General features: G+C 69.7%; 12 protein-coding genes and 1 tRNA gene. 2 read left to right on the top strand and 11 right to left on the bottom strand.

Translation table 11 applies throughout. From position 1 onward, the window contains the following. From ACTIE9_RS02415 to ACTIE9_RS02400, 4 genes are all read right to left on the bottom strand, one after another. Positions 1-1,080 (bottom strand): histidine kinase dimerization/phospho-acceptor domain-containing protein (locus tag ACTIE9_RS02415; RefSeq protein ID WP_439563981.1); only part of this gene is annotated, 1,080 nt, incomplete at its 3' end. Continuing rightward, positions 1,080-1,820: a response regulator transcription factor gene (locus ACTIE9_RS02410; RefSeq protein WP_439563980.1), complete on the bottom strand. Its 741-nt coding sequence runs from the start codon at positions 1,818-1,820 to the stop codon at positions 1,080-1,082. The genes ACTIE9_RS02410 and ACTIE9_RS02415, both read right to left, overlap by 1 nt. A gap of 424 nt (positions 1,821-2,244) precedes the next feature. After that, on the bottom strand, positions 2,245-2,922 hold the full coding sequence (locus ACTIE9_RS02405) for a DUF998 domain-containing protein (RefSeq protein WP_439563979.1): 678 nt from the start codon (positions 2,920-2,922) through the stop codon (positions 2,245-2,247). An 11-nt stretch (positions 2,923-2,933) separates the two neighbouring features. After that, on the bottom strand, positions 2,934-3,656 hold the full coding sequence (locus tag ACTIE9_RS02400) for a Pr6Pr family membrane protein (RefSeq protein WP_439563978.1): 723 nt from the start codon (positions 3,654-3,656) through the stop codon (positions 2,934-2,936). A 163-nt stretch (positions 3,657-3,819) separates the two neighbouring features. On the opposite strand from ACTIE9_RS02400, the gene ACTIE9_RS02395 reads away from it, so the two are divergent. Further along, positions 3,820-4,779 (top strand): NADP-dependent oxidoreductase, encoded by a 960-nt coding sequence (locus tag ACTIE9_RS02395; RefSeq protein WP_439563977.1) that lies wholly within the window; start codon positions 3,820-3,822, stop codon positions 4,777-4,779. On the opposite strand, the gene ACTIE9_RS02390 is transcribed toward ACTIE9_RS02395, so the two are convergent. From ACTIE9_RS02390 to ACTIE9_RS02365, 6 genes are all read right to left on the bottom strand, one after another. Continuing rightward, positions 4,757-5,329 (bottom strand): GNAT family N-acetyltransferase, encoded by a 573-nt coding sequence (locus ACTIE9_RS02390; protein WP_439563976.1) that lies wholly within the window; start codon positions 5,327-5,329, stop codon positions 4,757-4,759. The two genes, ACTIE9_RS02395 and ACTIE9_RS02390, sit on opposite strands and share 23 nt — an antisense overlap. 204 nt (positions 5,330-5,533) lie before the next feature. Beyond that, positions 5,534-6,223 (bottom strand): 50S ribosomal protein L1, encoded by a 690-nt coding sequence (rplA, locus tag ACTIE9_RS02385; RefSeq protein ID WP_255160344.1) that lies wholly within the window; start codon positions 6,221-6,223, stop codon positions 5,534-5,536. Between the two features lie 155 nt (positions 6,224-6,378). Then, on the bottom strand, positions 6,379-6,807 hold the full coding sequence (gene rplK, locus ACTIE9_RS02380; protein ID WP_439563975.1) for a 50S ribosomal protein L11: 429 nt from the start codon (positions 6,805-6,807) through the stop codon (positions 6,379-6,381). An 87-nt stretch (positions 6,808-6,894) separates the two neighbouring features. Next, the gene (nusG, locus tag ACTIE9_RS02375; protein ID WP_439563974.1) at positions 6,895-7,839 is read right to left on the bottom strand and encodes a transcription termination/antitermination protein NusG; all 945 of its coding nucleotides are present in this window, start codon (positions 7,837-7,839) and stop codon (positions 6,895-6,897) included. Between the two features lie 48 nt (positions 7,840-7,887). After that, positions 7,888-8,172 carry a preprotein translocase subunit SecE gene (gene secE, locus ACTIE9_RS02370; RefSeq protein ID WP_439563973.1) on the bottom strand — a complete coding sequence of 95 codons (285 nt, stop codon included), beginning with the start codon at positions 8,170-8,172 and terminating at the stop codon, positions 7,888-7,890. A gap of 138 nt (positions 8,173-8,310) precedes the next feature. Continuing rightward, positions 8,311-8,383: transfer RNA gene (locus ACTIE9_RS02365), tRNA-Trp, on the bottom strand. 161 nt (positions 8,384-8,544) lie between these two features. Between ACTIE9_RS02365 and ACTIE9_RS02360 the strand changes: the two genes are divergently transcribed. Further along, positions 8,545-9,753, top strand: a complete 1,209-nt coding sequence (locus ACTIE9_RS02360; RefSeq protein ID WP_439563972.1) for a pyridoxal phosphate-dependent aminotransferase — start codon at positions 8,545-8,547, stop codon at positions 9,751-9,753. Between the two features lie 24 nt (positions 9,754-9,777). On the opposite strand, the gene ACTIE9_RS02355 is transcribed toward ACTIE9_RS02360, so the two are convergent. Continuing rightward, positions 9,778-10,119: a histone-like nucleoid-structuring protein Lsr2 gene (locus tag ACTIE9_RS02355; RefSeq protein WP_439563971.1), complete on the bottom strand. Its 342-nt coding sequence runs from the start codon at positions 10,117-10,119 to the stop codon at positions 9,778-9,780. Positions 10,120-10,133: the final 14 nt, after the last annotated feature.

Below are 10,133 nucleotides of genomic sequence, written 5' to 3'. Positions count from 1 at the left end.
GACGACGACGGGGGTGTCGGGCACGCGCGCGACCCAGTCGTGCGCGGGCGAGGTGGCGCGAGCGTCGGCGAGGGCATCCGTGACGAGCGCCGCGAGATCGACGGGGTCGCGCCGCAGCTCTCGCCCCTCGTCGAGGCGGGCGAGCAGCAGGAGGTCGTCGACGAGCGCCGACATGCGCACCGACTCCGACTCGATGCGCGAGAGGGCGTGCCGGATGTCGTCGGGCAGCGCGTGCCCGCTGCGGCGGGTGAGCTCGCTGTAGCCGCGGATCGCGGCGAGGGGGGTGCGCAGCTCGTGGCTGGCGTCGGCGACGAACTGGCGCACCTTCTGCTCGCTCGCCTGGCGCGCGTCGAAGGCGTTCTGCACGTGCTCGAGCATGCGGGTGAAGGCGGCGCCGAGCTGGCCGACCTCCGTGCTCGGGTCGGTGTCGAGCACCGGCAACCGGTCGGCGAGCGCGACCGTGCCGCGGTCGAGCGGCAGGGTCGTCACGGCTGTCGCCGCTTCGCGCACCCGTGTGAGCGGGCGCAGCCCGAGCCGCACGACCTCGCGGCCGAGCACGGCGGCGACAACGAGGATTCCCGCGAGCACGGCGGCGATGACGGCCGCGAGGCGGGCGGTCGTCGTCGTGACCTCGGCGGTCGGCAGACCGACGATGAGCACGACACCGCCCTCGGTCTCCGTCGCGAGCACGCGGAACTCGCCGAGCCCACCGGGCAGGCGCACGGTCGCGGGGTCGCCGAGCGTGCGCGCCGCGATGACCCTCACCTGCACGGTGCTGAGCTCGCGCACGGTCGCGTCGGCATCGAGGTAGGCGGCGACGGCCGAGCCGTCGCGGTCGACGACCCCGATGAGCGAGCCGGTCGGCAGGCCCGGGCGGTCGAGGCTCTGCGCGGGCCCGCGGCCGGGGGCCGCGATGCTCTCGATGCGCTGCGCGATCACCCGCAGCTCGTCATCGAGCTGCGCGACGAGGTTCGCGCGCAGGAAGTAGACGCTGAGCACGCCGATCGCGAGGGTCGCCATCATCAGCAGCACGAGGATGCCCGCGACGAGCCGCTTGCGCAGCGACCATCCTCCGTGCATCAGGTGACCGGCTTGATCATGTATCCCACGCCGCGCACGGTGTGGATCATGGCGGGGCCGAGCGTGTCGATCTTCTTCCGCAGGTAGGAGATGTAGATCTCGACGATGCTCGAGCGACCCCCGAAGTCGTAGCTCCAGACCCGGTCGAGGATCTGCGCCTTGCTCAGCACACGCTTGGGGTTGCGCATGAGGTAGCGCAGCAGCTCGAACTCGGTCGCGGTGAGCTCGACCTCGGTGTCGCCGCGGCGCACCTCGTAGCTCTCTTCGTTGAGCACGAGATCGCCGACCCGGATCTCGGGATCGGCGCGCTCGCTCACGACGAGCGTGCTGCGCCGGATGAGCCCGCGCAGGCGCGCGACGAGCTCTTCGAGGCTGAACGGCTTGGTGACGTAGTCGTCGCCGCCGGCGGTGAGGCCCACGACACGGTCGTCGACCGAGTCTTTCGCGGTGAGGAAGAGCACGGGAACATCCGCGCCATCGGCGCGCAGTCTGCGCAGCACCTCCAGGCCATCGAGGTCGGGCAGCATGATGTCGAGCACGACGACGTCGGGCTTGAACTCGCGGCCGTGCTGCAGGGCTTGCTGGCCGGTGAGCGCGGTGCGGACATCCCACCCCTCGTACTTGAGAGCCATCGAGACCAGGTCGGCGAGCGAGGGCTCGTCGTCGACGACGAGCGCACGCACGGGCGTGCCGTCGGGGCGGGTGAGGCGGGGGGACTCGGGGAGCTCGTCATCGGCCATGCCTCCAGTAAGCCGGAGATGTCTATGAGCTTCCTTTGAGCCGTCACTACGAACGGAGGGCAGAGAAGAGCCCCGGCTGCGAGGGGATGCGGGGCCGGGGCTCTCGGGGAGGAGACGACGATCAGGCGCGGTGCGCTCCGCGGCTGCGGCGGCCGGTGCCGGCGATGCCGGCGATGAGCCCGAAGAAGCCGACGACCGACGCGGTGACGATGAGGGGGAGGGTGATCACGGGGTACCTCGCGTTCGGGTTGTGCGTTCCAGGGGGTCACGCCGGTTCGGGTCCGGCGAGTCCTCCCTGTGGGGGACTCGATTCGTCCCCCACAACGAGTGTGCGCTTAACGAACATGATTCGCAGTCCCCCATTGGGGGGCAACCCGGTCCCCACAAAGGGGGACCTCCTGCTTCACGGTCTCAACCCGGAGAACTACGCGGCGTCAGGCTCCGCCGGCGCCGCGAGCGACGGGCGGGTGACGAGCCGGGCCGCGCGAGCGATGCCGAAGATGACCAGCCAGCCGATGCCGATCGTCGTGGCCACCAGTTCGAGCCGACTGCCGAAGACGGCGTTCCAGCGCGCGAGCGAGAGCAGGCCCCCCGTCGCGGCGACCACGCCGACCGAGAGCGCCATGAGCAGGGTGATGCCGCTGAGCGCTCGATGCCCGGGGGCGAAGGCGACCTGCAGCATCGCCCAGCACGCCGCGGCGAAGGCGATCACGGCGGCGAGGGTGTGCACGAGATCCTGCACCGTGAAGGTGTCGCCGAGCGGCAACGGGCAGGCCTGCGTGCACGGCACCTGCGCAGCGACGAGGAACGACGAGCAGGCCAGGGCGAGGGTGAGCGCCGGCGAGCCCCGCCGCAGCAGCGGAGGCTGGCTACGCACGTCGCGTATCGACCAGGCGACGAGCACACCGCCCGCGACGAGCAGCAGGAGCGCCAGACGGAACGCCTCTGCCGTCGGCTCCCCGACGGCGCCGAGCTCGCTGACGTAGAGCTCGCGGGGCACGCTCACGCGCGTGCGCCAGATCAGCACGAGAGCGGCCGCGACGAGGAGGGCGCCGATGATGGCGAGCGCGGCATCCCGATGCCGCCGAGGGCTGTCGACCACGAACGGCTGCGTCAGGCGCTCGTGGCGGTGCGGACGCCCGACCGGGCGTCGTCGTCGATCGCGTGCGCGGCACCCGGGCCGCGCTTCAGGCGCGAGATGCGGATGACCCCCGCGCCGACGAGGCCGATGACGGCCGCGATGAGGATGACGTAGAACGCCACCGAGAGGTAGCCGTTCGCCGAGGTCTCCGGGTTCAAGAAGGGGTACGGATACCACCCGCCATCGAGCAGGGGGTCGTAGGTGTTGGCGCCGCGGATGAGGGTGTACACCGCCCAGACGATCGGGAAGGCCACGATGGTGCCGATGTGCTTCCAGTCGAGGCGGTGCCGGCCGGGCGCGAACAGCCAGTCGGCCAGGAGGTAGAGCGGCCCCCACAGGTGCAGGATCTCGTTCGACCAGTCGAGGGTCGCTCCCTGCGGCAGCTCGATGCCCCGCAGCAGGAGGTTGTAGACGATGCCGGTCGTCACCATGAACGTCGTCGCGACGGCGCGCAGCACGCTGAACCAGCGCGGGCTCTGCCCCAAGAGCGTCAGGCCGATCGCCATCACGAGAACGACCGTGGCGAGCACGTTCGACTCGATCGTGAAGAAGCTGAAGAAGTTCGTCAGGCGGAACGGGATGTCGGTGAGCCCCTGCGACTGCCAGAACGCGAGCGAGGTGACGATCTGGCCGACGACGGCGGCGCCGATCGCGAGCGCCGCGATGATGCGCAGCACGAGGAAGAGAGCGGTCACTGCGGGCCTTTCGACATCTGGTTCACGGGCTGCGCTCATGCTACGACGGCGAGTCGTCGAAACCGAGCATCGGTCTTCTCCGGGTTGTGACAGGGAGTTAACACGCGTGAGACGCGCATCGTGTTCACTGGGGTCAGCAGGGGGAGGGCGAGAAGCGATGGCGATGATGCGCGCGATGGTCATGACGGGGGTCGGCGGGCCCGAGGTGCTCGAGAGGACCGAGCTGCCGGTGCCGGTGCGGGCGGGGGCCGAGGTGCTCGTGCGGGTGCACGCGACGAGCGTCAACCCGATCGACGTCAAGACCCGTGCGGGGCGCGGAGCCGCGCCGGCCATCCGTCAGTACCCCGCCGTGCTCGGCTACGACATCGCGGGCGTCGTCGTCGAGTCGGCCTATTCGTCGCACCCCCTCGCCCCGGGCCGCGAGGTCTACGGCATGACGATGGTGCCGCGGCTCGACGGCGGCAACGCCGAGTATGCGGCGGTTCCCGAGCTGTTCCTCACCCCCAAGCCGGGCGTGCTCTCCATGACGGAGGCGGCGGCTGTTCCGCTCGCGGCGCTCACCGCCTGGGGCATGGTCGTCGACGTCGCGCGCGCCCACGAGGGGCAGCGGATGCTCATCCACGCCGGTGCCGGTGGCGTCGGGCACTTCGCGGTGCAGCTGGCCGCGTACTTCGGCGCGACCGTCACCGCGACGTGCTCCACCGCGAACGTCTCCTTCGTTCGCGAGCTCGGCGCCGCGCGCGTCGTCGACTACACCGCCACGCGCTTCGAGCACGAGGTGCACGACCATGACGTCGTCATCGACCTCATCGGCAACGTGCACGACGAGACGGGCACCCGATCGCTCGCGACGCTGCGCCCCGGCGGCCTGCTCATCAATGCGCCGAGCGGCAGCTGGCCGCGCATGCTCGACGACGCCGCCGCGGCGGGAGTGCGCGCGACCGACTACAAGGTCTCGCCGAACGGGGCAGCCCTCGCTGTCATCAGCCGCATGATCGAGGCGGGCGACCTGCGCGTGCACGTCGACCGCGTGCTGCCGCTCGACGAGCTCGCCGAGGCGCACCGGCTCGTCGAGGCGGGCCGCACGCGCGGCAAGATCGCTATCGAGGTATCCCGTACGTGACGCCCGTCCAGACCAGCCGGCGCTCGCGCACGTAGTCGTCTTCGACCGCCTCGCCGACGAGAAAGCCCTTCGTGCCCACGATCGCGAACCCCGACTTCTCGTAGAACCGGTTCGCTCGGGCGTTGTGGATGTTCACCCCGAGCCACACGCTGACCGCACCCTGATCGACCGCCGCGTGCACCACGTGCTCGACGAGCGCCGACGTCACCCCGCCACCGTGGTGGTCGGGATGCACGTAGAGCTTGCTCAGCTCGGCCGTGGGGCGATGCTGCACGGCCGCCGCCACATCGGGGTCGGCCGCCACGCCGGGCACGAGCATCGCGTAGCCGGCGCGCCGGCCCCAGCTCTCGGCGCCGATGATGAGCCGCGGCGGGTCAGCGGGGTGCTGCTCGAACGCGGTGTGGCTCAGGTGCTGATCGATGAACGCGGCCTTCGCCGCCTCGGTCGTCGACGGCGGGCACGCGAGCGGGAAGGTGAGCGCCGCGAGCACGTGCAGCGCCTCGGCCTCGTCGCGTCGGGCCTCGCGCACGCGCACACCGCTCTCGAGCATCCGCTCATTCTGCCCGCCGGTGTTCGCAACTCAGGCTGGATGGCCGGATGTGCCGCGCGAACCGCGGACATTTGCCTGCTCAGCCTGAGTTGCGAACACGCCCGCGGCGAGACGCGGTTCAGCACGCGGCGGAAACACGAACGGCCCCGCCGAAGCGGGGCCATTCGTGCGCTGCGCCGCAGCAGCGGCGGCGCACCAATCAACTCAGACGGCGTTGACGTCGAGCGGGATGCCCGGGCCGAAGGTCGTCGAGAGCGAGCCCTTCTGCAGGTAGCGCCCCTTCGAGCTCGACGGCTTGAGACGCATGACCTCGTCGAGCGCGGCCTTCAGGTTCTCGTGCAGCTGCTCTTCGGTGAAGGCGGTCTTGCCGATGATGAAGTGCACGTTGGCGTGCTTGTCGACGCGGAACTCGATCTTGCCGCCCTTGATGTCGGTGACAGCCTTCGCCACGTCGGGCGTCACGGTGCCGGTCTTCGGGTTGGGCATGAGGCCGCGGGGGCCGAGCACCTTGCCGAGTCGACCGACCTGGCCCATGAGCTCGGGGGTCGAGACCGCCGAGTCGAAGGCGGTGTAGCCGCCGGCGACCTTCTCGATGAGCTCGACGCCGCCGACCTCGTCAGCGCCGGCCGCGATCGCGGCCTCGGCCGCCGGGCCGGTCGCGAACACGATGACGCGCGCGGTCTTTCCCGTGCCGTGAGGGAGGTTGACGGTGCCGCGCACCATCTGGTCGGCCTTGCGGGGGTCGACGCCGAGCTTGAGCGCGACCTCGACGGTCGAGTTGGTGTTCTTCGAGCCGGTCTGACGGGCGACGGCGACGGCCTCGGCCGTCGAGTAGAACTTGCCGTCTTCGATCTTCTCGGCCGCGGCCCGGTAGGCCTTCGACTTCTGTGCCATGTTGTGTCTCCTAGAGGTGAGTTCGCGGTTCACGAGCCTGGCTGGCTCTCCCGCTGGTGTGTTCGTGCAGGGGGAGGTGACGATGCACCTCGGCGCTAACGACCTGCTGTGACGACGTTCTGTCACGCCATCACTGGTCGAATAGCGACTCGTCGCTATTCGACAGTGATGCCCATGCTGCGAGCCGTGCCGGCGATGATCTTCTCGGCCGCCTCGATGTCATTGGCGTTGAGGTCGACCTGCTTCTGCTCGGCGATCTGGCGCACCTGCTCCTTGGTGAGCTTGGCCACCTTGACGGTGTGCGGGGTCGACGACCCCTTCTGCACGCCCGCGGCCTTCTTGATGAGCTCAGCGGCCGGCGGGGTCTTGAGGATGAACGTGAACGAACGGTCTTCGTACACGGTGATCTCGACCGGGATGACGTTGCCGCGCTGCGACTCGGTCGCGGCGTTGTAGGCCTTGCAGAACTCCATGATGTTCACGCCGTGCTGACCGAGCGCCGGGCCGATGGGCGGGGCGGGGTTGGCGGCGCCGGCCTGGATCTGCAGCTTGATCAGACCCGTGACCTTCTTCTTCGGTGCCATGTTCTCTTCCTTCGTGTCGAGCGGCATCCGGGTGGATGCCGCGCTCCCGCCTGCGTGCCCTGTGCACGCCGCGGTGATCTGCAGTAGCTACAGCTTGGTGACCTGGTCGAACGACAGCTCGACGGGGGTCTCGCGCTCGAACAACGAGACGAGCACGATGAGCTTGCCGCTCTCGGGCTTGATCTCGTTGATCGTGCCGGGGAGCCCGGCGAACGAGCCCTCCTTGATCGTGATGGTCTCGCCCACCTCGAAGTCGATCTCGGCGGGGATGACGCGGGCGGCGAGGCCGCCGCCCTTCGCGCCGCCGGCCTTCGCCGGAGCCTCGGCGACCTGAACGGTCGACTTGAGCATCTGGAACGCCTCATCGAACCGCAGAGGCGTGGGGTTGTGGGCGTTGCCCACGAAGCCCGTGACGCCCGGGGTGTGGCGAACGACCGACCAGCTGTCTTCGTTCAAGTCCATGCGCACGAGCACGTAGCTGGGGATGCGCACGCGGGTGACCAGTTTGCGCTGGCCGTTCTTGATCTCGACGACGTCCTCCATGGGGACCTGCACCTCGTAGATGCTCTCCTCCATGTTCATCGAGATCTTGCGGTTCTCGATGTTCTGCTTCACGCGCTTCTCGAAGCCCGCGTACGAGTGCACGACGTACCACTTGCCGGGCTTCATGCGCAGCTCGAGCTTGAACTCGTCGTAGGGGTCGGCGTCGGCGGCCTCGGGCTCGGGGTTCTCCTCGCCGGCCTCGTCGTTCGTGGCCTCGGCGGCGGCCTCGGCCTCGTCGGCGGAGTCGATATCGAGGGCGTCGTCGACGATCGCGTCGGCCTCCGGGTCGGCGGCGGCCTCGAGGGCATCGAGCAGGCCGTCGAGATCGGGCTCATCGCTCTCGTCGACCAGGTGCATCGCCGAGTGCTCGACGGCGTCGACCGAGTGCAGGTCGGCTTCGAGGGTGTTGCCCTCTTGCGCCTCGTCCTCCTCCGACGACTGCTCAGCGGCAGTCGAGTAGTCGAGGTCGCTGGGGAGCTTCTCGGTCACGGTTTCTCTTTCTCTCAGTACAGCGGGCGATCGGGCGGATGCGGCGGCCTACAGGCCGACCGCGGCCGTTCCGTCACCGAAGATGAACCGCACGAGCCACAGGAACACGATGTCGAGGCCCGACACGATCGCCATCATGATGATCACGAAGACGAGCACGACGATCGTGTAGGTGATGAGCTCACGACGGGTGGGGGTGACCACCTTGCTGAGCTCGTTGAGCACCTGGCGGATGAACAGCGCGAAGCGGCCGAAGGGGCCGCGCTTCTCAGCGCGCTCCTTCTTGGCGTTCGCGACGACGTCCTCGCCGGGCTCGTCGATCACATTGCTCACGTGATGCTCTCCTCACGACTCTTCGTCGTTGTGACTGTGTGGTGCGTTGCGTCGCGCCGTGGTGGTGCAGCAGTACCTGGCGCGTTTCACCGCCGATCCCGGGGGCTCCGTACGGAGACCCCCGGGCCGACGACTCTGCAGGGCGGACAGGACTCGAACCTGCAACCTGCGGTTTTGGAGACCGCTGCTCTACCAATTGAGCCACCGCCCTCTGCGGCGGATCGCTGATCTCAGGGCACGCGAAAGCATGGCAGAGATCAACTACCTCGGCCCAGTGTAGGCGACGACGCGGACAGCACCAAGCCGGGCCCTGCGCCGACGAGCGCCGGGCATCCGGCGATCGGATGCTGCGCCCCGCGTAGAATCAGCGCCGTGACCGCCGACTCCTCCCGCATCGCCCGCCGCATCGCCGCTATCAGCGAATCCGCGACCCTCAAGGTCGACGCCAAGGCCAAAGCCCTCAAGGCCGCCGGGCGCCCCGTGATCAGCTACGCCGCGGGCGAGCCCGACTTCCCGACTCCCGAGCACATCGTCGAGGCCGCGGTCATCGCTGCCCGCGACCCCAAGAACCACCGCTACACGCCCGCGGCGGGCCTGCCCGAGTTGCGCGAGGCCGTGGCCGAGAAGACCGCGCGCGACTCGGGTCTCGAGACGAGCGCCGGTCGGGTCATCATCACGAACGGCGGCAAGCAGGCCGTGTTCCAGTCGTTCGCGACGATCGTCGACGAGGGCGACGAGGTGCTGCTGCCGGCGCCGTACTGGACCACCTATCCCGAGGTCGTGCACCTCGCCGGGGGCGTGCCCGTCGAGGTCTTCGCGGGCGCCGACCAGGATTATCTGGTCACCGTGGAGCAGCTGGAGGCCGCGCGCACCCCGCGCACCAAGGTGCTGCTGTTCGTGAGCCCCTCGAACCCGACCGGCTCGGTGTACAGCCCCGAGCAGACGCGGGCGATCGGCGAGTGGGCCCTGCAGCACGGCATCTGGGTCATCAGCGACGAGATCTACCAGTCGCTGACCTACGACGGCGTGCGCGCCGTCTCGATCGTCGAGGCGGTGCCCGAGCTCGCCGAGCAGTGCATCCTCGTCAACGGCGTCGCGAAGACCTATGCCATGACCGGCTGGCGCGTGGGGTGGATGGTCGGACCGGCCGACGTCATCGCCGCGGCCTCGAACCTGCAGTCGCATCTCTCGAGCAACGTGGCGAACATCTCGCAGCGCGCCGCCATCGCCGCCCTCACGGGGCCGCAGGATGCCGTCGCGACCATGCGCCAGGCCTTCGACCGCCGGCGTCGCGTGGCCGTCGCGGAGCTCAACCGCATCCCGGGCATGGTGACGCCGACGCCGACGGGCGCGTTCTACGTGTACCCCGACGTCACCGGGCTGCTGAACCGCGAGTGGAAGGGCTCGACGCCGACGACCTCGCTCGAGCTCGCCGACCTGATTCTCGAGCACGCCGAAGTCGCGGCGGTGCCCGGCGAGGCGTTCGGCCCCAGCGGATACTTGCGCTTCAGCTACGCGCTCGGCGACGCCGACCTGCTCGAGGGAATCCAGCGCCTGCAGGCCCTGTTCGGCACCGACTGATCGTCGGCGCCGAGGGGCGCGTGCTCAGCCCTGCGCGGCCGTGTAGGCGGCGCGGATCTCGGCGGGGATGCGGCCGCGGTCGCCGACCTCGTAGCCGTTGCTCTGGGCCCAGGCGCGCACGGCCGCGGTGTCGCCCGTGGCGGCGGATGCCCGGCGCGCGCGCGGCGCGGCCGACGCACGTCGGCCGGTCGACCGGGCCTTCGCGATGAACGGAGCGAGAGCATCCCGCAGCGCCTGCTGGTTGGCACGGCCGAGGTCGATCTCGTAGCTCGCACCATCGAGCGAGAACGTGACGGTGCCACCCTCACCGGGGCCGATCACGGTGCTGTCGAGATCGTCGACGAGTTCGGTCGTGATGCGCTTCATGGCAATTCTCCCTC

Origin of the sequence: Microcella sp. (assembly GCF_051860105.1) — a bacterium.
GTDB lineage: Bacteria > Actinomycetota > Actinomycetes > Actinomycetales > Microbacteriaceae > Microcella.
The sequence above is the reverse complement of the archived record's forward strand: the minus strand, read 5'-3'. Positions and strand labels throughout refer to the sequence as shown.

Bases quoted from the DNA above. Each gene is read 5' to 3' on its own strand.
- ACTIE9_RS02410 (WP_439563980.1), bottom strand. From the start codon at position 1,820: ATGGCCGATGACGAGCTCCCCGAGTCCCCCCGCCTCACCCGCCCCGAC.
- ACTIE9_RS02395 (WP_439563977.1), top strand. From the start codon at position 3,820: ATGATGCGCGCGATGGTCATGACGGGGGTCGGCGGGCCCGAGGTGCTC.
- ACTIE9_RS02390 (WP_439563976.1), bottom strand. From the start codon at position 5,329: ATGCTCGAGAGCGGTGTGCGCGTGCGCGAGGCCCGACGCGACGAGGCC.
- rplA (WP_255160344.1), bottom strand. From the start codon at position 6,223: ATGGCACAGAAGTCGAAGGCCTACCGGGCCGCGGCCGAGAAGATCGAA.
- rplK (WP_439563975.1), bottom strand. From the start codon at position 6,807: ATGGCACCGAAGAAGAAGGTCACGGGTCTGATCAAGCTGCAGATCCAG.
- ACTIE9_RS02355 (WP_439563971.1), bottom strand. From the start codon at position 10,119: ATGAAGCGCATCACGACCGAACTCGTCGACGATCTCGACAGCACCGTG.